The following is a 25,030-nucleotide window of genomic DNA, read 5'->3' as shown; positions in this document are numbered from 1 at the left end:
CGTGTGTGCGCTACATGGAGCTGACCTCGTCGTCGGAGATCGGCAGGGGCGCGGAGAAGTACGGCCGGCCGGCCGAGCGACAGAGCACGACGACGAGAACGACAAGGGCGGCGAACCACGCGACGAGCAGCACAGGTGACAGCTCGGCGTAGCCGTACCCGGCCAGCAGACCGGCCGCGCCCAGACCGGCCACGGCCCAGCGCACCACGTCCAGCAGGGCGGCCTGGGAGTTGTCGCCGTGTGCGCGCATGCGGGTCATGAGGGCGTCCGCGATCAGCCAGACCGTGATCAGGGGGCCGGCCGTGCCGGCGATGCCGATCAGCTGCCTGACCGGCTCGTCCATGCGCGCGCCGCTCGCGAGGACGGACACCAGCGAGACGAGGGCCATGCAGAACGCCCATGACCGCGCCCTGGCGAAGGCGTCGCCCGGTCGCTGCAACGAGAGCAGCCCGGCGGCGCACAGGCCCCATCCGGCGGGGTCGAACAGCAGGTCGAGGCCATTGAAGCGGAGCGCGCCGAAGGCGATGACCAGCCCGGTGGCGATCTTCGTGACGGGACGCACGTGCGGTGCCCTTCTCTCCTGAGCCGGCCGTCAGAACTCGCCGCTCACTGCCTTGTTGCACACCGTGCCGGCCAGGCCGCGTTGCCAGGCCACGGGAACGCGACGCTCGCTCGCCGTCATCTGCCACGGGTCCAGCAGCACCTCGGACGTACCCGAGACGAGCCAGGTCCGATAGGTGAACCGGATGGGCTGCGGCTCGTGCGGCACCGCCGCGCAGTCGGTGATGACGATCCGCCGGATCACCGTCTCCGAGCCGTCACCCCCGACGGTGATCTCGGCGGGATCGTTCTCCGTGTTCTCGGGAGGGAGCAGTCGCAGGCCCGGTATGGCCATCGAGATATCCGTGATGGTGAATGGAGAAATCGCCTCGTTCTCCAGGTCGATCCAGGCGCTGGTGGACAGCACGCCATTGTCGTCAACGTGGGCGGTGAGAGAGAAGCTGTCGATTCTCCAGCGGATGTGCGGCGTTATTGAACCCGTCCACCACAAGCCGCCTGCGACGCACATCAGCACGAGACAACTGGACACCGCCAACGGTAATCGCGTACGCGGGGTGACGCCAAATTGCTGCCATATATCCGCTGAACTCACGAGACGGAACCATATATCGTGGCGCCTTGTGACGATACCCCCATTGATCTTCTGGGCGGCGGCGCTGATCCTCGTGCCGGCGGCAGCCGCGCCCCTCGGTCAGTGGCGTCTCGGCAGGTTCGTCGCCCTGACGGGCCTCGCGGGCGAGGAGACCGATGCCCGCCGGGTCGTCGGCCATTTCGCCAGGCTGCGCCGGTGGCGGCTGGCGGCCGTCGTCCTGGCGGCCCCCGTGGCGGGACTGACCGCGGATCCGTTCTATCTCGTCGTGGGGTGGTGCGCCGTTTCGGTGTTCCGCGTCGTACGGGCGCCGGTCGCGGACGCCGTCTATCGCCAGGCATGGCTGCTCGCCGTATTCGCGTCCGCCGTGACGGGCTGCTACCTCTTGACGGCGCAGGGAATCACTCCGACGCGGCTTGCGCATGCCGTCATCGTGGACGCGGTGATAGCGGCGATATCGTACGCCGAGCGGAATGCCGGGCCAGAAAAGCCGGGCGAAACCGAGTCCGCCATTGGCCGATGGTCCGTTCGCGCGCGCTATTTGGCGGGAACCGCGATTGTGCTGGCCGGCGTTTTCCTTGCTCCCGGACGGGCGCTGCCGAGCGAATCGCCGCAGTACACGATGCCCATACGGTTCGAGGAGCAGCAGGTCTCGTTCCAGAAGATCGGCAAGGTCAAGCGGCCCACCTGTCCGTGGGTCGATGAATTGGACACCCCGTGCCGCTACTGGCTGGTTGACGACGCGCCGTTCCCGCAGGCCGCGCCATATGTCGTCATGAAGGGCGGGGCGCCGAAGGCGGCGCCGTTCGTGGTGAGCCCCGATCGGCGATCCGTCGTCTACCTGGACCGGACCTCACGTCGCATGGTCCACCAGGACGAAGAGAACCGGCATGAACTCGGCGGGCCGCTCGCCGACACGGACGTGCCCGAAGTGACCATCAGCGAACGCGGCAGATACGTCGCCCTGACCAGGAACGGCACCCGCGTCATCGACACCAGGACTTGGAGCGGGATCACGCTTCCCGGCGCTGCGAAGGTGCTCGAAGTCAACTCGGCCGGGGTCGTGGTCACGACGGCTTCCGGCCTGATCGCCTACGACCACCGCGGCAAGGAGCTTCTGAGCACCGCCATCCCGGACGGGCTCCTGGAGTCCCACACCGCCTTCCTCAAACCGGACGGAAGTCGGCTCCTGATCATCAGCGACGCTGGACACCTCGTCGAGACCTACGACCTCACCACCCGCGAGCGCATCCATCGCATACGCCCCCGACTCCCCGACGGTGACCCGATCGATTCGGGCGCCGGCTGGTCGAGCAAGGGCCCCTTCCAGGTCCACCGGGACGCGGGGGACGGCGAGCGCAAGAACTTCTTCCTCGACCTCGCGACCGGCATGACCTGGCACATCAAGAACGCCCCGCCACCCGGCTACCGACCCGCCGACCAGTAGGCGGCCCCCACGGCACCGTTGCAGTACGGGACGCGTTCAGCCGCGGGTTCGATCCGATGCTGATGGGGTCTTCGTCCTCATGGACGGCAGGCGCGGCATTTAGGCTCCTGGCCACTTCCCTGTCCCGCTGGAGGCATCCATGTCCATGCCTGCTCAACTGATCGCCAGATCGCGGGCCAGGCTGGCGCGGGCCCGCCTCTGGGCGCAGTTCCTGTTCCTGCAGCCTGAACCTCCAGATCGCAGGCACGGAACCGGGCCAAGACCTGCGCCGACGGGATGGGCGATCGACGGAAGCCCGAACGGCGGCGTCGCCGATGACCGCCGCACGCCCACCTGGAACGGCGTGCGGCGGCACGGCGTGGTCTGGCTGGCCTACGCGTCCGCGGCGCGACACCTGATCAAGTTGTCGACTCCGGCTCTGCTGGTGTTCCTGCCACTCGGCTTGATCGCCGCAGCGGCGCTGGTCGTGCTCTTGGACGGGGCGGCGGCCGTGATCAACGGCGGGTTCGAACTGGTCGGTCCGCCCGGCGTGCCCTTGCTCGTGTGGTCGGCGGCGGTGCTGGTCGCCACGGTGGCCGGGCAGATGGTGGTGCTGCCCGCAACGACGATGATCGCCGCTGGGCTGCTGGTCGGCAAGAACGTCTCCACCGTGGACGCGATGCGGGCCGCGGCCCGGCGCTGGCCCGCGATGCTGGCATTGGTGCTGATCGGCGCGGTCGTGATCGGCGCGGACCTGGTGGTCGGTTTCGGCATTCTCCTGTGGAACGGGGCGCAGGTCCCGGCCTACGTCATCACGGCGCTACTGCTCCTGTTCTCGTTGCCGTGCCTGCTGGCCGTGCCGGGCGTGGTGCTGAAGCAACGGTCGGCGAGAAGCGCGTTCGCGCTCGCCTACTGGCTGACGTCCCACGCCCCCTGGGCCACCGCCCTCACGCTGGCCTTCGGCGTGCTGATCTTTCCCGCGTTGATCCAGCAGGTGGTGGAGGAGGCCTTGTCCGAGACGCCCGTCCTACAGGCGGGGACGGGCTTCGGCTTGGGACTGGTCGCAGTGCCGTTCCAGGCGACCGTGATCGCGCGCCTGTTCCTGCACCGTCTGGCGCTCGCGGGGATGACCGCCGAGCTCATGGAGATCGCCGACGCCCTCCCGGCGAGCACGTCACGCCGGGCCAGGCCCGTCCTGGTGCTCGCGGCGTTCCTCCTGCCGAGTCTGCTGTACGGCGGCGCGGTGCTGGTCAACCCGCTCGGTTGGGTGGAGGTCTCCGAGACGGTCGTCACGAGGAAGCTGCCCCACGTCGCAGGCGAGGATACATCTGAGGCGGACGGCCGCCCGCCGCAACCGACCCTCGGATCGTCCGACCTGCAAGCCTTGTACGCCGGGCCGGACGGACGTCTCACCATGCTCATGGACGGCTCCAGCGAGGCGACGCTGCTGACCTGTGCGGACAGCGGTTGTGCCCGCCCCCGGCTCTCCTGGGCGGAGCCGCCCGCCGTCGACGGCGAGCGAACAGCGGTCAGCGCGCGGCTGGCCGACGGCCGCATCGCGGTGACGACATGGGCGATCGATGAGCATTATCGACGGGTCTACGACGAGAACTGGCGCGCCCGGCTCGGATTGCTGATCTGCGATGCGACGGCCTGTGCGCCGGCCCCCGGAGGCAAGCCTCTGATGAAGGTGAGGTGGGGCGAGCGGACCAAGGTGGTCACCCTGGCGGCGCGGCCCGGTGGCGGTCTGGTGGTCGCCCGACTTCATGGGCTTCCGTTGGAGAGTGACGACGATGAGGAAGTGCTCTCGCTGACCACCTGCGACGATCCCGCGTGCATCCATCCGCGCACGAGGAAGGTCGCCAAGCTCCCTGTGAACACGCGTACGGGCGGCGGACGCGACCTCATCGCCGCCGTGGCCTCTGACGACCGCCCCGTCGCCCTCCGCCTGGATCAGGACAGTGGCGCCATCCACGTGGTCTCCTGCGACAACCCTGCCTGCACCAGGGCAAGCGTGGAACAGCCCGTCGGGAAGGGCCGGTCCGGTTACGTGTTCGACCGTCGCAACGAACCCCACGCCGAGATGGCCGTACGGGCCGACGGCCGCCCACTGATCGCCTACGAGGATCTGGCCGAAGGCGCGATCAAGCTGCTCGACTGCCGTACCCGCACCTGCTCACAGGCTGACACGGTCACGCTGACCGCACCGGGCGAGCGGCACGCGGGCCCGGCGATGGTGCTGGATCGGGCCGGACGCGCGTGGGTGGCGTTCCAGGAACTCGGCCGAAAACAGATCGTCATCGCCACTTGTACGGGAACGCGCTGCACACGTACCCCGGTCACCCGGATTCCGCGCCGTGGCGACAACGGCCTGACCATGACACTGGACGGCCGCAACCGTCCGGTTCTCGCCTGGATGGACGGCGACGGGGACAACCGGGACCTGATCCTGACCACGCCGCTCACCCTTCGATGACCCAAGAAGCGTGACACGCAGCAGGCCGGCCCCTTCGATGGGGGATGTGGCAGAGCTCCCGTGGCTCCTCTCTGGAGCGGGAGAGAAGCCTCGTGATCAACAGATATCTTCCCGACGACGGCGACGGGCCTTTCCCGAGGACACCGCCGTCCTCGCCAGGTACCGCCCATGCGAGCACCAGAACGACGATCGCGACTCGTGGCCGTGGCTACGAGCGGGATATGGCAGGGATCCATCGTGCTACGGAATGGAGATCCGGCCTACGTGGGCCGCGAAGGCGTGCCTTCACCGGGCAGGGCGGGCGACCGGATCGTTCCGTGGGGTGCTACGCAGCCTGTCGCCTGGGGCGCATGTCGAACATGTAGAAGATGAGCAGCAACACGTAGAACACGAGCGCGCCAATCGCGCTGAGCGCGCCGATGACGGTCGCGACGAGATAGAGCACCGGCCCCATGCCCCAACGAAATCGCAACGAGCGCGCCTCGGCCGGAGTGATGTGCCCGCCGAGGTGGCGGTGCCCTGACGAGGCGTACCACCACACGGCGTTGTAGAAGATGCCGCCGATCACCAGCACGATTCCATAGAAGACGGCGGCCATCTGGGTGCCGTGGTCGGCGTGCAGCGCCTCGGCCAGCACATGCGTGGGAAACGGCAGGAAGGCGACATCCATCAGGAGGAGCACGTTGAGGGCCAGCAGCAGGCCGTCAGTCCTCTGGATGAAGTGGAACATCCGATGGTGGTTCATCCAGATCATCCCCACCAGCAGGAACGTCACCATGTAGGCGAGGTAGGACGGCCACAGGCCGATCAGGGCGCCCCCGAGGTCCTCTTCCCAGCCTTCGGGCAGCCGGATCTCAAGCACCAGCAGGGTGATGGCGATGGCGAAAACGCCGTCGCTGAACGCCTCCAGGCGCCCGGTGCTCATCACGGAAGAGTCATCGCTCACGCCGCGTATCGTAGCGAGGGGATCAAGTCGCCCGATGACGGGCAGTTCGGTGAATTTCTACTGCTAGGCGGGACTCGGTGCCGTCTCGGCGGCACGGCGAGGCTGAACCTCGTAAGCACACCGAAGAACCTCAGCCTTGGCCATCCCGTGCGGCGCGGTCAAGCAAGGCGAATCGGAACCGGCTGGACACCTCGCGAACTGCGTCACTCGTTCGTCTCCACCATGAGTGGTGACCAGGGCGTCCCCATAGAGACCATCGCCGATCTTGTCGGGCACGCCGGCACCGGCGTCACAGAAGCGGTCTGCCGGCACCAGCTCAAGCCGATGATCACCAAGGGAGCCCACACCGTGAACAAGACGTTCAGTGACAAGCCAACGGGATGAGTCCGAATGAGATGGCTTCCGTCGACTGCCGGAAATGGAAAAGGGCCCGACCCGCTTAGCGGATCAGACCCTCTACCTGGTCAAACTGTGTCGGGGTGGCGGGATTTGAACCCACGACCTCTTCGTCCCGAACGAAGCGCGCTGCCAAGCTGCGCTACACCCCGGTGCACGCCCGTCTTGCGCGTGCTTGAGAAAGTCTAGCGGACTTCGCGGGTACTCGTGACCGCCTCAGCGCCGCGGAACCAGCGTGAGCAACGTCGCCTCCGGGAAACACGCGAAACGGGCCGGTGCGTACGGCGAGGTGCCGAGTCCGGCGGACACGTGCAGCCAGGCGTTCTCGTGCCGGCTCAGGCCCTTCACGCGGGCACGGTCGATGCCGCAGTTGGTGACCAGGGCGCCGTAGAAGGGGACGCAGAGCTGGCCGCCGTGGGTGTGGCCGGCGAGCAGGAGCTGGTAGCCGTCTTCGGCGAAGCGGGTCATGTTGCGGGGCTCGGGGGAGTGCATGACGCCGAGGCGGAGGTCGGCGTCGGCCGGGGCCGGGCCGGCGACCAGGTCGTAGCGGTCGCGGGAGATGTGGGAGTCGTGGATGCCCGCCACCGCGACGTCGAGGTCGCCGATCTTGACGCGGGCGGTGGTGTTGTTCATGTCCAGCCAGCCCTCGGCGGCCATGCCGGCGCCCAGTTCCTCCCACGGGAGGTTGGGGATGTGCTGACGGCGGTCGTTCTTCGAGGTACGCCAGAGGTAGCGGGCCGGGTTCTTCGGCTGGGGGGCGTAGAGGTCGTTGGACCCGTAGACGAACAGACCGGGACGGGACAGCAGCGGCTCCAGGGCGTGCAGGAGCGCGGGGACCGCTTCGGGGTGGGCGATCGAGTCGCCGGTGTTGACCACCAGGTCGGGCTCCAGGGCGCCCAGGGAGCGCACCCAGTTGATGAGCATCGTGCGCCTGGGGGTCAGGTGCAGGTCGGACAGGTGCAGCACGCGTACGGGACGCCGCCCGCGCTCCAGCACCGGCACGTCGAAGCGGCGCAGGCGGAACCAGTTGCGCTCCACGACGGAGGCGTAGCCCAGCCCGGCCAGGCCGAGACCGATCATGGACAGGGGCACTGCGACGGCTTTCCTCACGTACTCATGATGCCTGACAACGGGCACGAGCCGTCCCGGCAGACGGCAAGATGGACCGCATGAGCGCAATGAAGGACAAGCTGAAGGCCGATCTCACGGCCTCGATGAAGAGCCGGGACGAAGTCCGTCTCCGGACGATTCGCATGGCTCTGGCGGCCGTGAACGTCGAGGAGGTGGCGGGCAAGGCGGCCAGGGAGCTCAGCGATGACGAGGTCATCAAGGTGCTGACCAAGGAGGCCAAGAAGCGGCGCGAGGCCGCCGAGGCGTTCCAGAACGCCGGACGCACCGAGCAGGCCCAGGCCGAGCTGGACGAGCAGGCGGTGCTGGAGGAGTACCTGCCGGCGCAGCTCTCCGACGAGGAACTGGCCCAGATCGTCGACGCGGCCGTGGCCGAGACCGGCGCGTCGGGGCCGCAGGCCATGGGGCAGGTCATGAAGGTGGTCAACCCCAAGGTCGCGGGCAGGGCCGAAGGCGGCCGCGTCGCCGCCGCCGTCCGCGCCCGCCTCAGCGCCTGACCCCGGCCCCCTCCCCCCACCGATCGCCACACCGCGCCGCCTTCGCGTGGGACGCCTTCGCACGGGACGCCTTCGCACGGGACGCCGCCCCCCGCGACCCGAGCCTCGGGGCACCGCCCTCGGGGCACCGCCCTCGGGACACCAGCCTTGGGGGCGGTAGCGGCCCCACAGGACGACGGAAGTGGTCCGCGGTGGCGGCGACGGCCCGACAGGGCGGGTGGCGGTTCACATGGCACCGGCGGTCCGACGGAGTGGCTCGTGGTGGCGGCAGCGGCCTAGAGGCGGTGGTGGTGCGAAGGAGCCGCGGCGATGGTCCGACGTGGCGCTAGCGGTCCTATACGGCTGCGGCGTTCCGACGGAACGGCTGCGGCGGTCCGACGCGGCGGCCCGAGGGGGCGGCAACTGGCCTACAGGCGGTGGTGGTCCGAGAGAGTGGCGCTGCCGGTTCACCGGGCGGCCGCGGCGACCGGGCCGCGGCCGACCGGGCCGCGACGTCTGGCTGAGGGGCGTTGTGGGAGGTGGTCGGGGACGGCCGGCTGAGGGCCGTCCTCACGAAGCCTCTGAAGGCGTTGTGCGAGGGGCTGGACGGCCATGGAGGGGCAATCGGTGGCCAAGGCCGTTCGGGGCCGCCCAGTGTCTCTCAGCGGCGGGTTCGGCCCGCCGGGGCTGTGGGCCCGAGGTTGGCCTGGCCGCCGAGCCCGTCGCCGAGCCCCCCGCCGAGCCCTCCGCCGCCGAACCCGTTGCCCGGCCGCTGCCAGTCGCCCGGCCCGCGCCCGTCACCGCCGCCGCCGTCGCCACGGTCGTTGTGGTCGCCGAAGAAGTTGTCGAACGGATCGCCGTCCCCGGGCCCCTCGTCGCCGCGCTTCTTCTTCTTGGGCTTCGGCGCGCACTTGTCGGAGCAGCCGCCGAACCGCGAGTGGTCCACCGGCGTGAACTCCACCGGCTCCACCCCCTTGAGCGCCTGCATCATCGCCTGCTTCCAGATGGGCCCGGAGATCGAGGCGCCGTACACGTACGGGAAGTACTGGCCCCCGATCGTGACCCCGATCAGCTTGTGGGTGGAGGCGCCGCGCGGGTCGCCGAGGCTCACGGCCGAGGACAGGTTCGGGGTGTAACCGGCGAACCAGGCGGACATGTAGTCGTCGGTCGTTCCGGTCTTGCCGGCCGCGTCACGACCGATGCCGCCCACGCCGCTCATCGTGCCCTTGGTGAACACGCCCGACAGGATGCCGCTGACCGCGTCGGCGACCTCCTCCTCCATGACCTGCGAGCACTTCGGCTTGTACTGCTTGGCGGCGCCGTTCCTGTCCTTGATCTCGGTGATGGCCAGCGGCTTGCAGTACTGGCCGCGCGAGGCGAACACGGCGTAGGAGTTGGCGATCGTCACGGGGTCGACCTCGTTGACGCCCAGCGTGAACGTCTCGACCTCGCGCAGCTTGCCGCCGTCGGCCCGCTTGACGCCGAGGCGCTTGGCGAGCTTGACGACCTTGCAGAGCCCGACCTCCTGCTCCAGCTTGAGGAAGAACGTGTTCACCGAGCCCCACGTGCCGGTCTGCAGGGTCTTGAAACCGCCGCCGCCCTCGCTGGAGTTGTGCGCGGTGTGCGAGGGGTCGCCGACGTTGTCGCCCTTGCAGTCCTTGAACGAGTTGTAGCCGCTCGCGGTGAACCCGGCCGGCGAGGGGAAGCCGTCGCCGTACTTCAGGCCCTCCTCCAGGGCGGTGGCCAGCGTGTACGCCTTGGCCGTCGAGCCCTGCTGCAACCCGCGCCCGCCGCCGTGCGCGGCGTCGGCGACGACGTTGTAGCTCATCTCGTTCTTCTTCTTGCTGCCGCCGAACTTGCGCGAGGCCGCCATCGCCTTGATCTCGCCGGTGCCGGGCACGACCATGGCCTGCGCGGCCACGGGCTTGTCCTTGGGGCTGACGTACTTCTTGATGGCCTTCTCGGCGGCCTTCTGCATCTTGGGGTCGAGCGTGGTCTTGATCGTCATGCCGCCGCGCTGGAGCAGCTTCCTGCGCTCGTCCTGGTTCTTGCCGAAGTCGTCGTTGTTGAGGATCTCGTACTGGACGTAGAGGCAGAAGTACGGGAACTTGCTGGCCTCGCAGCCGCCGGGGAACTTGACGTCCTTGTAGCCGAGCTTCTCGGCCTTGGCCGCGTCGGCCTCCGCCCGCGTGATCTTGTGGATCTCGGCCATCCGGTCGAGCACGGTGTTGCGGCGCAGCAGCAGCCGTTCGCGTGACTCGGGGCCGACGTTGGGGTCGGTGCGGGCCGGGTTCTGGACGGCGCCGGCCAGCGTGGCGGCCTCCGACAGGTCGAGCTCGGAGGCGGGCTTGTCGAAGAAACGCCTGGCCGCGGCCTGGATGCCGTGCGCGCCCGCGCCGAAGTAGGCGATGTTGAGGTACTTCTCCAGGATCTGCTGCTTGCTGTACTTGCGCTCGATCGCCATGGCATACCGCAGCTCCTGGAGCTTGCGGGACATCGTCGGGGCGATGGCCGCCTGCTGCTCCTCCGGCGTCTCGGCCTTGTTGACCAGCACCTGCTTGACGTACTGCTGGGTGATCGAGGAGCCGCCCTGCATGACGCCGCCGCCGGTGAGGTTCTTCACCAGGGCGCGGGCGGTGCCCTCGACGTCGATCGGGCCGTGCTCGAAGAAGCGGAAGTCCTCGATCGCGATCAGCGCCGTCTGCATGATGGGCGCGACCTTGTCGAGGGTCACGGACTGCCGGTTCTCGTAGTAGAACTGGGCGATCTGCTTGCCGTTGGCGTCGACCAGCTTCGTGCGTTCCGGCAGCGGGGGTTCGTCGAGTTCCCTGGGCTTGAGTTCGAGTCCGTCCATGGCGGTCTTGGCCGACACGCCCGCCCCGCCGACCGCCGGCAGCGCCACCGCCGCCGCCAGCACACCCGCCGCCGTCCCGGCGATGATCAGACGCAGGACGCTGAGGAGCGGGTGGGAGCGGTCTTTGCCCTTCGCTTGCACGCTCCCAAGGGTACGTCGAAACACTGTCCTTATCGGTAACACGACACCATTTCGCCTTGACTGGGAGGGGTGACTAGTCATTCCCGGTCAACAGTCCGGCGAGAAATTGGTCCTCTGGGGTCTGTCGGCCCGAACGTGAAGTTGCGTACGTTCATCCTCTGCGGCAACTGAATACGGAGGCTCGGCGCCCGCGCCCGTCGGCCCCAAATGACGACTGACCACCTAAGGGGAGTGGGGTCGAAAAATGTGGATCACGGATTGGACCTCCCGTGCCGCCTGTAAGGGTGCGGACCCGGACGCGCTGTTCGTCCAGGGCGCCGCACAGAACAGGGCGAAGCTGATCTGTCGAGGATGCCCGGTCCGTACCGAATGCCTCGCCGATGCGCTGGACAACCGCATCGAGTTCGGGGTGTGGGGCGGTATGACCGAACGCGAACGCCGTGCGCTGCTCAGGCGCCGGCCCGACGTGGACTCGTGGCGCGACCTGCTCGAGTCCGCGAAGGAAGAGTACGAACGGACCAATGAGCTGATCGCGGGCTGATCTGGCCCGCGGCGGGAGAGCACGGCCGGCGCCGCCCGTCGGCCGTGCTTTCTCTACGCGCTCGCCAACAGGTTCCCGATCTGCCGCAGTCCGGCTAGATCGTGGACATCTCCGGACATCGCACGTACCTGTGCCACGGGCACCGTGGGATGAGCCGAGACGAAATGCTCCTGCTCGCGGCTCTCGCGAGTGGCGAGTTGCATCCGGCCGGTGTGCAGCCGCAGCACAGCGGCCGTCAACTCGTGTTCGCCCCTCGACTCCAGGTCCTCGGCCGCGGCGGCGCTGCGTGCCGCCGAGAGCGCCGAGCCGGGCGACACGTGCACCCGGTTCACCACGAGCCCGGCGAGGGGCATGCGCTCCTCGGCGAGCCGTTCCACGAAGTACGACGCCTCCCTCATCGCGTCGCGCTCCGGCGCGGCCACCACGAGGAAGGCCGTGCCCGGCGCCTGCAACAGCTGGTACGTCATCTCGGCCCGCTGCCTGAACCCGCCGAACACGGCGTCCAGGGCGGACACGAACGTCTGCAGGTCCTTGATCACCTGTGCGCCGAGCAGCTTGGTCATCGCTCCGGCCATCAACCCGAACCCGGCGTTGAGCAGCCGGAACGCGCTGCGCCCGCCCGCCTTGGCGGGGGCGGTGAGCAGCCGGATGAACCGCCCGTCGAGGAAGCGGCCGAGCCGCTCCGGCGCGTCCAGGAAGTCCAGCGCCGACCGCGAGGGCGGCGTGTCCACGATGATCAGGTCCCACTCGTCGGAGCGGCGGAGCTGGCCGAGCTTCTCCATCGCCATGTACTCCTGCGTGCCCGAGAAGCTGGAGGACAGCGACTGGTAGAAGGGGTTCGACAGGATCTGGCGGGCCCGCTCGGGGTCGGCGTGCGCCTCGATGATCTCGTCGAACGTGCGCTTCATGTCGAGCATCATGGCGAAGAGCTGGCCGCCGCCCTCGGGCGAGCTGACCAGGCGCGGGGTGTTGTCCAGCTCGGTCAGGCCCATCGACTGGGCCAGGCGGCGCGCCGGGTCGACGGTCAGCACCACCGCGCACCGGCCGCGTTCGGCGGCGCGCAGGCCGAGGGCCGCGGCGGTCGTGGTCTTGCCGACGCCGCCGGAGCCGCAGCAGACGATGATCCGGGTGCCCTTGTCGTCGAGGATCGCGTCGACGTCGAGGGGGATGGGCTTCTTCACACTGCTCCCCGGTGGGTGCGGAGGATTTCGGCCAGCTCGTACAGGCCGGCCAGGTCGACGCCGTCGGCCAGCAGCGGCAGCTCGACGCGCGGCAGGCCGGCCTCGGCCAGCGACTCGCGCTCGGCGTGTTCCAGCTCGGTGCGGCGGGCGTGCTCGACGACCTCCTCGGCGAGCGCCTCGGCCATCGCGGCGGCGTCGGAGGTGTCGGCGAGACCGGCCGCCTTGAGCCCGAGCGCCAGCTCGCCCACGTCGAATCGGCCCTTGACAGCCATGTCAAGAGCGGCCGGTGGAAGCAGTGATTCACGGACCATGTTGATGAAAACGCAACCTGCGGGAAGCCCGGCCGAGCGCAATTCGGCGACCCCGTCGAGGGTCTCCTGCACCGGCATCTCCTCCAGGAGGGTGACGAAGTGCACCATCGTCTCCCTGGACTTCACGACGCCGTTCACGAGTTCCGAGTGGTTCTTGATGGGTCCGACCTTGGCCAGGCCGGCGACCTCCTGGGTGACGTTCAGAAAGCGCGTGATGCGGCCGGTGGGCGGCGCGTCGAGGACGACGGCGTCATAGACCCGGCGCCCGTTCTTGCCCCGCCTGCGCACGGCCTCGGTCGTCTTGCCGGTGACCAGGACGTCGCGGAACCCGGGGGCCACGGTGGTGGCGAAGTCGACGATGCCCATCTTGGTCAGCGCGCGTCCGGCCCTGCGCATGCCGTAGAACATCTCCATGTATTCGAGCATGGCCTCTTCGGGATCGATGGCCAGCGCGTACACGTCGCCGCCGGAGGGCGCGACGGCGATCTTGCGCTCCTCGTAGGGCAGCGGCGGCAGGTCGAAGATCTGGGCGATGCCCTGCCTGCCCTCCACCTCGACGAGCAGCACCTTGCGCCCGCCCGCGGCCAGTGCGAGGGCGAGGGCGGCGGCGACGGTCGTCTTGCCGGTGCCGCCCTTGCCGGTGACGACGTGCAGCCGCACGTCGCCCCAATCCGTGTCCGGAGAGTCCACGTTTCGAGGCTACCGAACGGTTACTTGTCGAAACCCGACGGCCACCGTTTGATTGCTCACATTGTGGTCACCGCCCCCCGTATGGGTGGGGTGACAGGCCGGGAAGCGGCTTTCCATGAGATCGTCATGCCATGAAGAAATGGGAGTACCTCACCGCTCCGGTGCTGATCCACAACACGAAGATGATCCTCGACAACTTCGGGTCCGACGGCTGGGAGCTCGTCCAGATCGTCCAGGGCGCCTCGCCCGAGCAGCTCGTCGCCTACTTCAAGCGGGAGAAGGCGTGAGCCCCGAGGAGCGGATCGCCGAGCTCGGGTACGAGCTGCCCCAGCCGGTGACGCCGCTGGCCGCGTACGTGCCGACAGTCCGTACCGGTGACCTCGTCTACACCTCCGGCCAGGTGCCCATGCTGGAGGGCAAGCTGCACCAGACCGGCAAGCTCGGCGTCGACCTCGGCGTCGACGAGGGCAAGGCGCAGGCGCGCATCTGCGTGCTCAACGCGCTGGCCGCGCTGAAGGCCGAGCTGGGCGAGCTGTCCCGGGTGCGGCGGATCGTCAAGGTCGTGGTCTTCGTGGCCAGCGCGCCGAGCTTCACCGAGCAGCCCCAGGTGGCCAACGGCGCCAGCGACTTCCTGGCCGAGGTGTTCGGCGAGGCGGGCAAGCACGCCCGCAGCGCCGTGGGCGTGGCCGCGCTGCCGCTGGACGCCCCCGTGGAAGTGGAGCTGATCGCGGAGGTCTCCTGACCATCAGGATGTGTCACCATGACCGAGTGATGTTCTAGTAGGAGGTCAGGTGGCCGGTCTTCCCCTTCCCGACGAGCTCGCCGCGCGAGCCAGAGAGATCATCGCCGGGCGGCTCGCCCCCGTCCCGGCGCGCGACGCCGCCACGGTGGTGATCCTGCGCGGCTCGGGCCCGCGCGGCGGGCCCGAGGTCTACCTGCTCCGGCGGAAGTCCACGATGGCCTTCGCGGCGGGCGCCTACGTCTTCCCCGGCGGCTCCGTCGATCCCCGCGACACCGACCAGGCGGTGGCCTGGGCCGGGCCGTCCCCCAAGGAGTGGGGCGAGGTCTTCCACGCCAGTGAGAACGTCGCGCGCGGGCTGGTGTGCGCGGCCGTGCGGGAGACGTTCGAGGAGTCCGGCGTGCTGCTGGCGGGGCCGGGGCCGGACAGCGTGGTCGAGGACACCACGGGCGACGACTGGGAGGCCGACCGGCTGGCGCTGATCGACCGCAGCCTGGCCTTCGCCGACTTCCTGGCCAAGCGGGGCCTGGTGCTGCGGTCCGACCTGCTCAAGCCGTGGGCCCACTGGATCACGCCGGAGATCGAGCAGCGCAGGTTCGACACCCGGTTCTTCGTGGCGGTGCTGCCGGAGGGCCAGCGCACGCGCGACGTCGGGGGCGAGGCCGACCACGTGGTGTGGCGGCGGCCGGCCGAGGCGATCGAGCTGTGGCGCGCGGGGGAGATCTTCCTGATGCCGCCCACCTCCCACACGCTCACCGAGCTGGCCGGGCACGACAGCGTGGCGTCCGTGCTGGCCGAGGAGCGGCGGATCACCGCGATCCTGCCGGCGGCCGTGGAGGTCGAGGGGGAGATGAGGTTGATGACGCCGTGAGCGGCCTGCACATCCCGCTCGGCACGCCCGACGGCTCCCGTACCGAGCACGCCGAGAACCTGCTGGCGCCCAACCCGTCAGCCATGACGCTCGACGGCACCAACACCTGGGTCATCGGCACCCGCGACGCGGTCGTGGTCGATCCCGGGCCCGACGACGAGGCGCACCTGCTGCGCGTACGCGACCATCTGGGCGAGCGGCGGGTCACCCAGATCCTGCTCACGCACGGCCACGCCGACCACAGCGGCGGCGCGAAACGGTTCGCCGAGCTGGTCGACGCCCCCGTACGCGCCCTCGACCCGCGCCACCGGCTCGGCGACGAAGGGCTCGGCGACGGCGACGTGATCACGGTCGACGGCCTGGAGCTGCACGTCCACGCCACGCCCGGCCACTCGTTCGACTCGCTGTGCTTCTGGCTGCCCCAGGACCGGGCCATGCTGACCGGCGACACCGTCCTCGGCCGGGGCACCACGATCATCGCCCAGGACGGCGGCCTCGGCGACTACCTGCGCAGCCTCGACCGGCTGCGGGCGGCGGCCGAGGGCCTGGGGGCGCGGGCGCTGCTGCCCGGCCACGGCCCGGTGCTGCCCGACCCGATCGCGGCCCTCGACGGCTACATCGCCCACCGGCGGCAGCGGCTCGACCAGATCAGGGCGGCGCAGGCGCAGGGCGCGCGCACGCCCCGGGAGGTCGTCGAGATCGTGTACGCCGACGTCGACAGGTCGCTCTGGCCCGCCGCGGAGGTCTCCGTGCGGGCCCAGCTCGACTACCTGGAACGGTTGTAGAGCCGGTCCATGTCGAGGATGACCACGGCCTTGGCCTCGATGCGCAGCCAGCCGCGCTGGGCGAAGTCGGCCAGGGCCTTGTTCACCGTCTCGCGCGAGGCCCCGACGAGCTGGGCCAGCTCCTCCTGGGTGAGGTCGTGGTGCACGCGCATGCCGTCGTCGGTCTTGGCGCCGAACCGCTCGGCCAGGTCGAGGAGCTGCTTGGCGACCCGGCCGGGCACGTCGGTGAAGACCAGGTCGGCCAGCACGTCGTTGGTGCGGCGCAGCCGCTGGGCCAGCGCGCGCAGCAGGTGCAGCGCCACCTCGGGGCGGCCGGTCAGCCATGGGCGCAGGTCGTCGTGGCCCAGCCCGGCCAGGCGCACGTCGGTCAGCGCCGTCGCCGTGGCGGTGCGCGGACGCGGGTCGAACAGCGACAGCTCGCCGAACATCTCGCTCGGGCCGAGCACGCTCAGCAGGTTCTCGCGGCCGTCGGGCGAGGTGCGGGAAAGCTTGATCTTGCCTTCGAGCACGACGTAGAGCCGGTCGCCGGTCTCGTTCTCGTGGAAGAGGGTCTGTCCCTTGGACAGCTGGACCTCGGTGATGCTCGTCCGCAGCGCCGCGGCGCTCTCGCGGTCGAGCGCGGCGAACAGGGGGGCCTTGCCCAGCACATCTTCGGTGTTCACTCTGCCTCCTCTGCTGCCATTGTGACTCACCCCACTCCGGGCGGCACACACAGGCTATGGGAATGCCCGGGTTAGCCCGGGATTGCCCTGTTGTGTTGCGCACTGAAGTGTATGAACAAATCGGGTGACCTGCTTACTTCCGCAGGAGGTCGTCCACGGAGGCGACCGCCGTCGCCATCGTGTGGCCCAGCAGGACGCGTACGACATGGGCCGCCGAAGGGCGGCCGGCCGGCTCCGGACGGCGGCACCGCTCGACGATCCCGCGCAGCGGCTGCGGCAGCGCGCCGGACCCGCTCGCGAACCGCACCAGCTCGGCCCAGTCCCGCACGTCGGCGGCCTGGCTGCCGCGGCCGGGCGAGCCCTGCACGCCCACCAGCACCTGGCCGCGCGTGCCGAGCGCGACGTTGTCCGGAGTGAGCCGCAGGCCGGTCACGCCGTGGGCGTGCATCCTGGCCATGGCCGCCGCGCTGCCCAGCGCCAGCCGGTGCAGCGCCGCGCCGCGCAACGGTCCGCCCGCGCGGACGAACTCGGTCAGTGACTCGCCCTTGTGCCGATCGCCCATGGTCGCCGCCCTCCAAGCCGCCAGGTTGTACGCGAACGCGGCGTAGAAGGTTCAACCGTTCCCATAGTCTTGCGGCATGGCCACGAACGCGGCGGGGCGCAAGCCGGAGACCCAGCTCGCCCTGGTACGGCGGGCACGCAAGATGAACCGCATCCTCGCCGAGACCTACCCCGACGCCCACTGTGAGCTCGACTTCCGCAACCCGCTGGAGCTCCTGGTCGCCACCATCCTGTCGGCCCAGTGCACCGACAAGCGGGTGAACATGGTGACCCCCACCCTGTTCGCCAAATACCCCACCGTCGAGGACTACGCCGCCGCCGACCGCGCCGAGATGGAAGACATCATCCGCTCGACCGGCTTCTTCCGCGCGAAGACCAACAGCATCATCGGCATGGCCCAGGCCGTGTGCGAGCGTTACCGCGGCGAGGTGCCCGGCCGGCTCAAAGACCTGGTCACCCTGCCTGGCGTGGGCCGCAAGACCGCGAACGTGGTGCTCGGCAACGCGTTCGGCGTGCCGGGGCTGACCGTCGACACGCACTTCCAGCGGCTCGTGCGCCGCTTCGGCTGGACCGAGGAGACCGACCCCGTCAAGATCGAGCACATCGTGGCCGAGCTGCTGCCCCGCCGCGAGTGGACGATCTTCTCCCACCGGGTGATCTGGCACGGCCGCCGCATCTGCCACGCTCGCCGCCCGGCCTGCGGCGTGTGCCCGCTGGCGAACCTGTGCCCCTCCTTCGGCACCGGGCCCACCGGCGAGGCGGAGGCCGAGAAGCTGGTCAGGCCCGGCCCCTTCTCCTGATCCCCGAGCCGTGGGAAGTGATCGAGGCCGTGCCGTGTTGGAGGTTGGCGTGACAGAAGTGCCCGACTGGCTCGAACGGCTGGCGGCGCAGGCCGCGCGCATCACGGTCCCCCGATACCTGCGTCCCCCGGCCGACGGCGGGCGCCTGGCCGCGGTGCTGATGTTGTTCGGCGAGGGCCCGCTCGGGCCCGACGTGCTGCTCATCCAGCGCAGCTCACGCGGGCGCAGGCACGCGGGCCAGCCCGCCTTCCCCGGCGGCGGCGTCGATCCCGGCGACGGCGGCCCGGTCGGCGCGGCCCTGCGCGAGGCGGAGGAGGAGACCGGCGTCGATCCGCGCGGCGTCCGCGTGCTCGGCACGATGCCCGAGCTCTACCTCGACCACAGCGACAACCGGGTCACCCCGGTGTTCGGCTGGTGGCACACGCCGTCCGCCGTGCACGCGGCCTCGCCCGACGAGGTGGAGTCCGTGGAGCGGGTGCCGATCGCGGAGCTGGTCGATCCGGGCAACCGGGTCATGTTGCGGCATCCCAGCGGGCTCGCCGGCCCGGCCTTCCACGTGCGGGGCATGCTGGTGTGGGGGTTCACCGCCATGGTGCTCGACGTCGTGCTGCGCGAGGGCGGCCTCGAACGTCCCTGGGACCAGGCGCGGCTGGAGGACCTGCCGGCCGAGGTCGTCCGGCTGGGCCTGCGCGAGCGGACCACTCCGGCGCCCTGACGCAGGACGCCGGGGTCACTCCGGGGCTCTGAGCGAGACGCCCAGGGAGGCCCAGTCGGCCACGTCGGCGTCGTCGTCGGCGGCCAGGGTGCGCAGCATCTCCAGGCCGGCCCGGTCGGGCGGATCGCCGAGCACGTGCTGCAGCGCGTACGCCGCCCCGTACCGCACTCTCGCGTCGCCGTGACAGGCCAGGTCGATCACCGAAGGCAGCGAGCGGGGGTCGGCCAGGTGGCCGAAGGCGATCAGCACCGAGTACAGGACCATGGCGTCGTCCTCGCTGGCGGCCAGGTAGCGCAGCACCGGCAGCGTACGGTCCACGAACGGCCGCAACATGCCCATGATGTCCACCCCGAGCAGGCGCTCGGCCACGTTGTCCGCAGCGCACAGGCGGCGTGCCTCGATGAACGACTCCAGGTCGGCCCGCTGGCGCAGCTGGCAGATCACGTGCCAGCGCAGCGGGCCGTCCGGATCGGTGTCGCTGAGAGCTGCCTGGATGAGATCGCGCACTGTTCCCTCGGCCGGCGGCATACCGCTCAAGATAGCCAGGCGGGTGACGCCGTCCTGGCGGAAGACGTGCACACTTGACCGTATCGCTGGCTACCTTTGAAGCGTGCGCGGTGATCTGCTTGACCTCATATTGATCGGCCTCGTGATCGCCTTCGGCGTATCCGGCTACCGACAGGGCTTCATCATCGGCGCGATGAGCTTCGTGGGGTTCGTGGGCGGCGCCGTGCTCGGCATCTTCATCGCTCCGCCGGTCGCCAAGGCCGTGGTCGACGGCGACACCCCGCAGGCGCTGCTCGCGATCGTGATCGTCTTCCTGGCCGCCACGATCGGCCAGTTCGCCTCCTCCACGGTCGGCGCGGTCGTGCGCAGCCACGTGACGTGGGAGCCGGCCAAGATGGCCGACGCGGTGGGCGGCACGTTCGCCAGCGCGCTGTCCGTGCTGGTGATCGCCTGGCTGATCGGGTCGCTGATCGTCTCCACGACGTTCACCCCGCTGGTCGACCAGGTCAAGAACTCCGCGCTGCTGACCACCGTCGACGACGCGATCCCGCAGGCCGCGCGCAACTGGCAGCAGCCGTTCAAGAAGTTCGTCGACCGGTCGGAGTTCCCGCCCGTCTTCGACGCGATCGGCGCCGACACGCTGATCGACGTGCCGCCGCCCGCGCAGAGCATCCTCCAGGGCGCCAAGCTGGGCCGGGCCCAGCGGGCCATCGTCAAGGTGCAGGGCAACGCCGAGAGCTGCAACAAGCACATCGAGGGCACCGGCTTCGTCTACGCCGACGGCCGGATCATGACGAACGCCCACGTCGTCGCCGGCGTCACCCGCGACCTTGAGGTCATCGACTACAAGAACGTGCGCCACCCGGCCAAGGTCGTGCGCTACAACCCCCAGCGCGACATCGCGATCCTCTACGTGCCCGGCCTCGACCTGCCGCAGCTCAGCTTCGAGGCCGACGGCAAGCGCGGCGCCAACGCGATCATCGCCGGCTTCCCCAGGGGCAAGGGCTTCACCGCCGAGCCGGCCCGCATCGGCGGCCGCCTCGACGCCGAGGGCCCCGACATCTACCACGGCAGCAACGTCCGGCGGAAGGTCTACGCGATCCGCGGCAAGGTGCTGCCGGGCAACTCCGGCGGCCCGCTGCTCACCGTCGACGGCCGCGTCTACGGCGTGATCTTCGCCGCCGCGGTCAGCGAGAAGGACACCGGTTACGTGCTGACCGCTGAGGAGGTCGCGCCCGACGCCGGCCAGGGCAGGAACGACACCACCGCGGCCAGCACCCAGGAGTGCGACTAGCCGGGCAGCTCGCCCAGGACCAGGGCGATCGCCCCGGCGGGGTCGCTGTCCTGGGTCAGGCCGGTGACCGCCCGGCCGACGGCGTCGTAGTCGCCGCCGTACGCCTGCGCCCTGGCCGCGCCGCGGCTGAACAGGGTGACCGCGCCGCGGCCGTTGCCGCGCTGGAGGTGCGTCAGGCCGACGCAGATCTGCGCGAGCCCCTGCCACAGCTCGCGCTCCTCCTCGGGCGCGCACTTCCAGCGGCCCTCGAAGACCTCGTGCGCGTTGAACGGCAGCCCCTCGGCCAGGAAACGCCGGGCGTCGGCGAGCGCCTGGTCGGCGGTGGGGGCGTAGTCGTCGGGGACCCGGTCGACGCCGGGCGAGCCGTAGGGGAGCGGCCTGCCGTACGCGTCGCGTGGCCTGGCGTTGCGCGGCTTGCCCTGGGGGTCGCGGTCTCTCATCGCTCGCGGGGCTTCCTATCGGTCGGGCTCGGGGTCGGCCAGCCAGCCGAGCAGCTCGGTGTCGAACACGTCGGGGATCTCTTCGTGGGGGAAATGGCCCGCGCCCTCGAACAGCCGCCAGCGGTAGGGGGCGGCGACGTACCGGCTGGAGCCCTGGGCGGTGCGGGGCAGCACGCACGGGTCGAGCGCGCCGTGCAGGTGCAGCGTCGGCGCCTCGATCTCGGTACGCATGACCCTGGCGTAGCGGCGGCCGTCGGGCCGGAGCTGGGACCGGCCGAACCAGCGGTGGTACTCCAGCGCCGAGTGGGCCACGGCGGGGATCCGGAACGCCTCCCGGTAGGTGCGCGCGGTCTCGGCGTCGGGCCAGCCGGGCGCCGACCAGCCCGCCAGGATCCGGCCGACCAGGGCGGCGTCGTGCCGGGTGAGCCGGCGTTCGGGCAGCAGCGGGAGCTGGTAGCCGAGCGCGTGCCGGCCGGCCCTGACCTGGGCGGGGTCGGTCACCAGCGCGTTGCGCAGCCGCAGCGGGTGCGGCGCCGAGACCACGACCAGCCGGCGCACGCACTTGGGGTCGAGAACGGCCATCGTCCAGGCCAGCAGGCCGCCCCAGTCGTGCCCGACGACGACCGCGCCGGTCTCGCCCAGCGCGCGGATCAGCCCGGTGGCGTCGGCGGCCAGGGTGGGCAGGTCGTAGCCGCGCGGCGGCTTGTCGCTGCCGCCGTAGCCGCGCAGGTCGGCGGCGACCGCCCGGAAACCGGCCCGGGCGAGGGAGGTGAGCTGGTTGCGCCAGGTCCACCAGAACTGCGGGAACCCGTGCAGCAGCAGGACCAGCGGCCCCTCACCGGCCTCCACGACGTGGAAGCGGGTGCCGCCGGCGTGCACGGCCCGGTGCGTCCACGGGCCGTCGATCTGGACGACCGACTCGTCAGGTGCCATCACGACTCACTGGCTGGCCCTCGGGACTGGGCACGGGAAGCGGCTGCTCCTCCGGCGTCGCGATCTCCTTGAGGCCCTTGATCGACCTGGCGGTGCGCTTCATCCCGGCCAGACCCTTCAGCCTGCGCACGCCGACCAGCACCAGCAGGCCCGCGGCCACCAGGTAGAAGACGGTCACGATGAGGAAGGCCAGCCAGTTGGGCAGCCACTGGGCCAGCACGTACGCGATGGTGAACGAGGCCAGGATCAGGCACAGGTGCGCCATGAACGCGGCGGCGGCGAACAGGCCCGCGGCCATGCCCACCCGCTTGGCGTCGAACTTGAACTCGGCCTTGGCCAGCTCGATCTCGGAGCGGACGAGGTCGGAGATATGGCTGCTGGCCTGGGCGACCAGCGAGCCCAGGGATTCTTCCTCGGGAGTCTGCGGCATGAACGTCTCCTATCGAGGCCTGGTGGCCGTGTCAAACATCCCGTACGGACGGCTGGGCGCCACCGAACACGCCGAGGACGCTGCTACTCACAGAACTACCCGATCGCCCACGATAACGCCGTCCGGTGGAGACGGCTGAGGCGCATGCCCGGTTCGGGCATGCGCCTCAGCTGACTTGCGGCCTGATCAGTCCTCGGACTTGGCCGCGGGCAGCTTGTCGGAGATGAGGTTCATCACCGTGCTGTCGGCCAGCGTGGTGACGTCGCCGATGCTGCGGTTCTCGGCCACGTCGCGCAGGAGGCGGCGCATGATCTTGCCGGAGCGGGTCTTCGGCAGCTCGGGCACGACCAGGATCTGCCGCGGCTTGGCGATCGGGCCGAGCGTCTTGGCCACGTGGTCACGCAGCTCGGCGGCGATGTCGTCGCTCTCCTCGGCGCTGCCGCGCAGGATCACGAACGACACGATGGCCTGGCCGGTCACCGGGTCGGTGGCGCCGACCACGGCCGCCTCGGCGACCTTGGGGTGGCTGACCAGCGCGCTCTCCACCTCGGTGGTGGAGATGTTGTGGCCGGAGACGAGCATGACGTCGTCGACGCGGCCGAGCAGCCACAGGTCGCCGTCCTCGTCCTTCTTCGCGCCGTCGCCGGGGAAGTACATGCCCTCGAACCGCGACCAGTACGTGTCGATGTAGCGCTGGTCGTCGCCCCAGATCGTGCGGAGCATGGCGGGCCACGGCTCGCGCACCACGAGGAAGCCGCCGCCGCCGTTCGGCACGCTGTTGCCCTGGTCGTCGACCACGTCGGCGTTGATGCCCGGCAGCGGCCGCATCGCCGCGCCCGGCTTGGCCGAGGTGACGCCCGGCAGCGGGCTGATCATGATCGCGCCGGTCTCCGTCTGCCACCAGGTGTCCACGACCGGGCAGCGGTCGTGGCCGATGTTCTCCCGGTACCAGACGTAGGCCTCGGGGTTGATCGGCTCGCCGACCGAGCCCAGGACGCGCAGGCTGGACATGTCGAACTTGGCGGGGATGTCGTCGCCCCACTTCATGAACGTCCGGATCGCCGTGGGGGCGGTGTAGAGGATCGTGACCTTGTACTTCTGCACGATCTCCCAGAACCGGCCGCGGTGCGGGGTGTCCGGGGTGCCCTCGTAGATGACGCTGGTCGCGCCGTTGGCGAGGGGGCCGTAGACGATGTAGGAGTGGCCGGTGACCCAGCCGATGTCGGCCGTGCACCAGTAGATGTCGGTCTCGGGCTTGAGGTCGAAGACCGCGTGGTGCGTCCAGGCCGTCTGGGTGAGGTAGCCGCCGGTCGTGTGCAGGATGCCCTTGGGCTTACCGGTGGTGCCGCTGGTGTAGAGGATGTACAGCGGGTCCTCGGCGTCGTGGGGCTCGGCGGTGTGCTGGTCGCTCTGGCGCTCGACCAGGTCGTGCCACCACACGTCCTTCTCGCCCACCGCGACGTCCTGGCCGGTACGTCGTACGACGAGCACGTTCTCCACCTGCGGGCACTCGGCGACGGCCTCGTCCACGGTGGGCTTGAGGGCGCTCGGCTTGCCGCGGCGGTAGCCGCCGTCGGCCGTGATCACGAGCTTGGCGTCGGCGTCGTCGATGCGGCTCTTGAGCGCGCCGGCGGAGAAGCCGCCGAACACCACCGAGTGGATCGCGCCGATGCGGGCGCAGGCCAGCATCGCGATCGGCAGCTCGGGGATCATCGGCATGTAGATGGCCACCCGGTCGCCCTTGCCCACGCCGAGCTCCTGCAGGGCGTTGGCGGCCTTGCTGACCTCGCTCTTGAGGTCGTCGTAGGTGAGCGTGCGGCTGTCGCCCTCGGGCTCGCCCTCCCAGTGGTAGGCGACCTTGTCGCCGCGTCCCTCCTCGACGTGCCGGTCGACGCAGTTGTAGGCGACGTTGAGCTCGCCGCCGACGAACCACTTGGCGAACGGCGCGTTCCACTCCAGCGTCGTGTCCCACCGCCTGGCCCAGGTCAGCCGCTCGGCCGCGCGCTCCCAGAAGGCGAGACGGTCGGCGTCGGCCTCGGCGTAGGCGGCGGCGGTCACGTTCGCGGCCGCGGCCAGCTCAGCCGGTGGTGCGAACCGGCGGTTCTCCTGCAGCAGGTTGGACAGCGCCTGGGTCTCGTTGCCAGGGGTCTCCGGGGCCACTTCGTGCTCCTTCTATGGCCAGGTGGGATAGGTCGGGTCCCACTTCACCAGCTCACGGCCTTCCCACACAAGAGGTCTAGACAGGTCTGTACCGATTCGCGTGGGTGGCCGCATGATTATCAGCTCGCATGACAAACGCAATTGAACTGTTGTCATCCTGAAATCAGGAGAATATGCGGTTCGGCGTGGCGGGAAAAAGCGGGGGTCGCCGTGGCGCCTAATCCGGCGGCGGTCCGGTCCATGGCGGGGGCGGCGTGGGAGCTTATGTCGCGCTCCCGCGGCGCCTTGTGCGGCGGCGGAGCGGTGTCCGGCGGGGCCCGGCGTGGTGCCCTTTCCGGCGGGGGGTGTGGTCCATGGCGGGGCCCGGCGAGATGCCTTTTGCGGCGGGGGGTGTGGTCCCTGGCGGGGCATGGTGTA

General features: G+C 70.0%; 26 protein-coding genes and 1 tRNA gene. 12 read left to right on the top strand and 15 right to left on the bottom strand.

Annotated features, from left to right (window positions below):
• Positions 1-10 precede the first annotated feature (10 nt).
• Positions 11-562: a hypothetical protein gene (locus tag ACIBK9_RS03085; RefSeq protein WP_397154742.1), complete on the bottom strand. Its 552-nt coding sequence runs from the start codon at positions 560-562 to the stop codon at positions 11-13.
• Between the two features lie 30 nt (positions 563-592).
• Positions 593-1,075: a hypothetical protein gene (locus ACIBK9_RS03080; protein WP_397154740.1), complete on the bottom strand. Its 483-nt coding sequence runs from the start codon at positions 1,073-1,075 to the stop codon at positions 593-595.
• Between the two features lie 121 nt (positions 1,076-1,196).
• On the opposite strand from ACIBK9_RS03080, the gene ACIBK9_RS03075 reads away from it, so the two are divergent.
• Together ACIBK9_RS03075 and ACIBK9_RS03070 are read left to right on the top strand one after the other, a co-directional pair.
• On the top strand, positions 1,197-2,597 hold the full coding sequence (locus ACIBK9_RS03075) for a hypothetical protein (protein WP_397154738.1): 1,401 nt from the start codon (positions 1,197-1,199) through the stop codon (positions 2,595-2,597).
• Positions 2,598-2,736: 139 nt separating this feature from the next.
• Positions 2,737-5,052, top strand: coding sequence for a hypothetical protein (locus ACIBK9_RS03070; protein ID WP_397154736.1), 2,316 nt, complete (start codon positions 2,737-2,739; stop codon positions 5,050-5,052).
• A 325-nt stretch (positions 5,053-5,377) separates the two neighbouring features.
• On the opposite strand, the gene ACIBK9_RS03065 is transcribed toward ACIBK9_RS03070, so the two are convergent.
• A complete protein-coding gene (locus ACIBK9_RS03065; protein WP_352357460.1) occupies positions 5,378-5,998 on the bottom strand; it encodes a TMEM175 family protein in 621 nt (206 codons plus the stop codon).
• A gap of 222 nt (positions 5,999-6,220) precedes the next feature.
• Here ACIBK9_RS03065 and ACIBK9_RS03060 point away from each other — a divergent pair, with 222 nt between their 5' ends.
• Positions 6,221-6,382, top strand: coding sequence for a hypothetical protein (locus tag ACIBK9_RS03060; protein ID WP_397154734.1), 162 nt, complete (start codon positions 6,221-6,223; stop codon positions 6,380-6,382).
• 90 nt (positions 6,383-6,472) lie between these two features.
• Here ACIBK9_RS03060 and ACIBK9_RS03055 read toward each other — a convergent pair.
• Positions 6,473-6,546: transfer RNA gene (locus ACIBK9_RS03055), tRNA-Pro, on the bottom strand.
• Positions 6,547-6,610: 64 nt separating this feature from the next.
• Positions 6,611-7,474 (bottom strand): metallophosphoesterase, encoded by an 864-nt coding sequence (locus ACIBK9_RS03050; protein ID WP_352321394.1) that lies wholly within the window; start codon positions 7,472-7,474, stop codon positions 6,611-6,613.
• Positions 7,475-7,563: 89 nt separating this feature from the next.
• On the opposite strand from ACIBK9_RS03050, the gene ACIBK9_RS03045 reads away from it, so the two are divergent.
• Complete coding sequence (locus tag ACIBK9_RS03045; protein ID WP_397154732.1) at positions 7,564-8,019, top strand: GatB/YqeY domain-containing protein; 456 nt, start codon at positions 7,564-7,566, stop codon at positions 8,017-8,019.
• A 640-nt stretch (positions 8,020-8,659) separates the two neighbouring features.
• Here the strand turns inward: ACIBK9_RS03045 and ACIBK9_RS03040 are convergent.
• Entirely contained in the window at positions 8,660-10,993 is a 2,334-nt protein-coding gene (locus ACIBK9_RS03040) for a transglycosylase domain-containing protein (RefSeq protein ID WP_397154731.1), read from the bottom strand.
• 244 nt (positions 10,994-11,237) lie between these two features.
• Between ACIBK9_RS03040 and ACIBK9_RS03035 the strand changes: the two genes are divergently transcribed.
• Entirely contained in the window at positions 11,238-11,534 is a 297-nt protein-coding gene (locus ACIBK9_RS03035; RefSeq protein WP_090771382.1) for a WhiB family transcriptional regulator, read from the top strand.
• 53 nt (positions 11,535-11,587) lie between these two features.
• Here the strand turns inward: ACIBK9_RS03035 and ACIBK9_RS03030 are convergent, their stop codons facing one another.
• Both ACIBK9_RS03030 and ACIBK9_RS03025 read right to left on the bottom strand, forming a co-directional pair.
• Positions 11,588-12,715, bottom strand: coding sequence for an ArsA family ATPase (locus ACIBK9_RS03030; RefSeq protein ID WP_364327527.1), 1,128 nt, complete (start codon positions 12,713-12,715; stop codon positions 11,588-11,590).
• A complete protein-coding gene (locus ACIBK9_RS03025) occupies positions 12,712-13,716 on the bottom strand; it encodes an ArsA-related P-loop ATPase (RefSeq protein ID WP_397154729.1) in 1,005 nt (334 codons plus the stop codon). The genes ACIBK9_RS03030 and ACIBK9_RS03025 overlap by 4 nt, the downstream gene beginning before the upstream one ends.
• A gap of 131 nt (positions 13,717-13,847) precedes the next feature.
• Here ACIBK9_RS03025 and ACIBK9_RS03020 point away from each other — a divergent pair, with 131 nt between their 5' ends.
• The 4 genes from ACIBK9_RS03020 to ACIBK9_RS03005 are packed head-to-tail and all read left to right on the top strand — an operon-like array spanning position 13,848 to position 16,111.
• The gene (locus ACIBK9_RS03020; RefSeq protein WP_352321370.1) at positions 13,848-14,003 is read left to right on the top strand and encodes a hypothetical protein; all 156 of its coding nucleotides are present in this window, start codon (positions 13,848-13,850) and stop codon (positions 14,001-14,003) included.
• Positions 14,000-14,458, top strand: coding sequence for a RidA family protein (locus ACIBK9_RS03015; protein WP_358290489.1), 459 nt, complete (start codon positions 14,000-14,002; stop codon positions 14,456-14,458). The genes ACIBK9_RS03020 and ACIBK9_RS03015 overlap by 4 nt, the downstream gene beginning before the upstream one ends.
• Before the next feature lie 49 nt (positions 14,459-14,507).
• A complete protein-coding gene (locus ACIBK9_RS03010) occupies positions 14,508-15,326 on the top strand; it encodes an NUDIX hydrolase (protein WP_358290486.1) in 819 nt (272 codons plus the stop codon).
• Positions 15,323-16,111 carry an MBL fold metallo-hydrolase gene (locus ACIBK9_RS03005; RefSeq protein ID WP_397154726.1) on the top strand — a complete coding sequence of 263 codons (789 nt, stop codon included), beginning with the start codon at positions 15,323-15,325 and terminating at the stop codon, positions 16,109-16,111. Before ACIBK9_RS03010 ends, ACIBK9_RS03005 begins: the two co-directional genes overlap by 4 nt.
• Here ACIBK9_RS03005 and ACIBK9_RS03000 read toward each other — a convergent pair.
• Together ACIBK9_RS03000 and ACIBK9_RS02995 are read right to left on the bottom strand one after the other, a co-directional pair.
• Positions 16,093-16,773, bottom strand: coding sequence for a Crp/Fnr family transcriptional regulator (locus ACIBK9_RS03000; protein ID WP_352321378.1), 681 nt, complete (start codon positions 16,771-16,773; stop codon positions 16,093-16,095). The two genes, ACIBK9_RS03005 and ACIBK9_RS03000, sit on opposite strands and share 19 nt — an antisense overlap.
• A 133-nt stretch (positions 16,774-16,906) precedes the next feature.
• Positions 16,907-17,335 (bottom strand): hypothetical protein, encoded by a 429-nt coding sequence (locus ACIBK9_RS02995; protein ID WP_397154721.1) that lies wholly within the window; start codon positions 17,333-17,335, stop codon positions 16,907-16,909.
• A 76-nt stretch (positions 17,336-17,411) separates the two neighbouring features.
• Here ACIBK9_RS02995 and nth point away from each other — a divergent pair, with 76 nt between their 5' ends.
• Positions 17,412-18,134, top strand: coding sequence for an endonuclease III (gene nth, locus ACIBK9_RS02990; RefSeq protein WP_352321382.1), 723 nt, complete (start codon positions 17,412-17,414; stop codon positions 18,132-18,134).
• 49 nt (positions 18,135-18,183) lie between these two features.
• A complete protein-coding gene (locus ACIBK9_RS02985) occupies positions 18,184-18,849 on the top strand; it encodes an NUDIX hydrolase (protein ID WP_397154719.1) in 666 nt (221 codons plus the stop codon).
• Positions 18,850-18,864: 15 nt separating this feature from the next.
• Here the strand turns inward: ACIBK9_RS02985 and ACIBK9_RS02980 are convergent, their stop codons facing one another.
• A complete protein-coding gene (locus ACIBK9_RS02980) occupies positions 18,865-19,356 on the bottom strand; it encodes a HEAT repeat domain-containing protein (RefSeq protein ID WP_352321385.1) in 492 nt (163 codons plus the stop codon).
• 103 nt (positions 19,357-19,459) lie between these two features.
• On the opposite strand from ACIBK9_RS02980, the gene ACIBK9_RS02975 reads away from it, so the two are divergent.
• Entirely contained in the window at positions 19,460-20,650 is a 1,191-nt protein-coding gene (locus ACIBK9_RS02975; RefSeq protein ID WP_364327501.1) for a MarP family serine protease, read from the top strand.
• Here the strand turns inward: ACIBK9_RS02975 and ACIBK9_RS02970 are convergent.
• From ACIBK9_RS02970 to acs, 4 genes are all read right to left on the bottom strand, one after another.
• Positions 20,647-21,090, bottom strand: a complete 444-nt coding sequence (locus ACIBK9_RS02970; protein WP_397154716.1) for a DUF309 domain-containing protein — start codon at positions 21,088-21,090, stop codon at positions 20,647-20,649. The two genes, ACIBK9_RS02975 and ACIBK9_RS02970, sit on opposite strands and share 4 nt — an antisense overlap.
• 15 nt (positions 21,091-21,105) lie before the next feature.
• A complete protein-coding gene (locus ACIBK9_RS02965; RefSeq protein ID WP_397154714.1) occupies positions 21,106-22,023 on the bottom strand; it encodes an alpha/beta fold hydrolase in 918 nt (305 codons plus the stop codon).
• Positions 22,013-22,453, bottom strand: a complete 441-nt coding sequence (locus ACIBK9_RS02960; RefSeq protein WP_352321392.1) for a phage holin family protein — start codon at positions 22,451-22,453, stop codon at positions 22,013-22,015. Before ACIBK9_RS02960 ends, ACIBK9_RS02965 begins: the two co-directional genes overlap by 11 nt.
• Before the next feature lie 186 nt (positions 22,454-22,639).
• On the bottom strand, positions 22,640-24,613 hold the full coding sequence (gene acs / locus ACIBK9_RS02955; RefSeq protein ID WP_397154712.1) for an acetate--CoA ligase: 1,974 nt from the start codon (positions 24,611-24,613) through the stop codon (positions 22,640-22,642).
• Positions 24,614-25,030: the final 417 nt, after the last annotated feature.

The organism is Nonomuraea sp. NPDC050227 (assembly GCF_044459705.1).
In the GTDB taxonomy this organism is placed as follows: Bacteria; Actinomycetota; Actinomycetes; order Streptosporangiales; family Streptosporangiaceae; genus Nonomuraea.
This window is presented reverse-complemented; position numbering and strand designations above follow the sequence as displayed.

What these genes read in the sequence shown, in the direction of transcription:
- nth (WP_352321382.1), top strand. Translation starts at nt 17,412, where the DNA reads ATGGCCACGAACGCGGCGGGGCGCAAGCCGGAGACCCAGCTCGCCCTG.
- ACIBK9_RS03020 (WP_352321370.1), top strand. Translation starts at nt 13,848, where the DNA reads ATGAAGAAATGGGAGTACCTCACCGCTCCGGTGCTGATCCACAACACG.
- ACIBK9_RS03070 (WP_397154736.1), top strand. Translation starts at nt 2,737, where the DNA reads ATGTCCATGCCTGCTCAACTGATCGCCAGATCGCGGGCCAGGCTGGCG.
- ACIBK9_RS03035 (WP_090771382.1), top strand. Translation starts at nt 11,238, where the DNA reads ATGTGGATCACGGATTGGACCTCCCGTGCCGCCTGTAAGGGTGCGGAC.
- ACIBK9_RS03050 (WP_352321394.1), bottom strand. Translation starts at nt 7,474, where the DNA reads ATGATCGGTCTCGGCCTGGCCGGGCTGGGCTACGCCTCCGTCGTGGAG.
- ACIBK9_RS02960 (WP_352321392.1), bottom strand. Translation starts at nt 22,453, where the DNA reads ATGCCGCAGACTCCCGAGGAAGAATCCCTGGGCTCGCTGGTCGCCCAG.
- ACIBK9_RS02970 (WP_397154716.1), bottom strand. Translation starts at nt 21,090, where the DNA reads ATGAGAGACCGCGACCCCCAGGGCAAGCCGCGCAACGCCAGGCCACGC.
- ACIBK9_RS03045 (WP_397154732.1), top strand. Translation starts at nt 7,564, where the DNA reads ATGAGCGCAATGAAGGACAAGCTGAAGGCCGATCTCACGGCCTCGATG.
- ACIBK9_RS03060 (WP_397154734.1), top strand. Translation starts at nt 6,221, where the DNA reads ATGAGTGGTGACCAGGGCGTCCCCATAGAGACCATCGCCGATCTTGTC.
- ACIBK9_RS02995 (WP_397154721.1), bottom strand. Translation starts at nt 17,335, where the DNA reads ATGGGCGATCGGCACAAGGGCGAGTCACTGACCGAGTTCGTCCGCGCG.
- ACIBK9_RS02965 (WP_397154714.1), bottom strand. Translation starts at nt 22,023, where the DNA reads ATGGCACCTGACGAGTCGGTCGTCCAGATCGACGGCCCGTGGACGCAC.